We start from the raw sequence: 415 nt of genomic DNA on the forward strand, positions 1-415 counted from the left end.
AACGCCCCGTTCATGAGCGTAGTCGGCAACCCGTTTAGCCAATTCTACGTTTTCATCGAAGCTGTACTGAGAACCGTCAATCATGACAGATGTGAAGCCGCCGTCAATACAATCTTTACAAGTTTCAAAGTCCGCTCCGTGATCAAGATGTAGGGCCATGGGAATATTCGGATATTCTTCCAAAGCCGCTTCAACCAAGTGCTTTAAATAAGCAGGTTTAGCATATTTGCGAGCGCCTGCCGAAGCTTGGAGAATAATGGGGGAATTCAATTCGCCGGCCGCTTCCGTAACGGCTTGAACGATTTCCATATTATTAATATTGAAGGCACCGACGGCATAATGGCCGGCATAAGCTTTTTTAAACATTTCCGTAGTAGTGACTAAAGGCATGAGAGTCCTCCTCTGTAAAAGAAAA

General features: G+C 45.3%; 1 protein-coding gene. It reads right to left on the reverse strand.

What is annotated here, in order from left to right; genetic code table 11:
* Nucleotides 1–390: class II fructose-bisphosphate aldolase (locus tag PGX78_RS09125; protein ID WP_270446651.1), on the reverse strand; the 390-nt coding region annotated here is incomplete at its 3' end.
* Nucleotides 391–415: the final 25 nt, after the last annotated feature.

The sequence above is a fragment of the Megasphaera sp. AF13-6AC genome (assembly GCF_027685385.1).
Lineage (GTDB): Bacteria > Bacillota > Negativicutes > Veillonellales > Megasphaeraceae > Megasphaera > Megasphaera micronuciformis.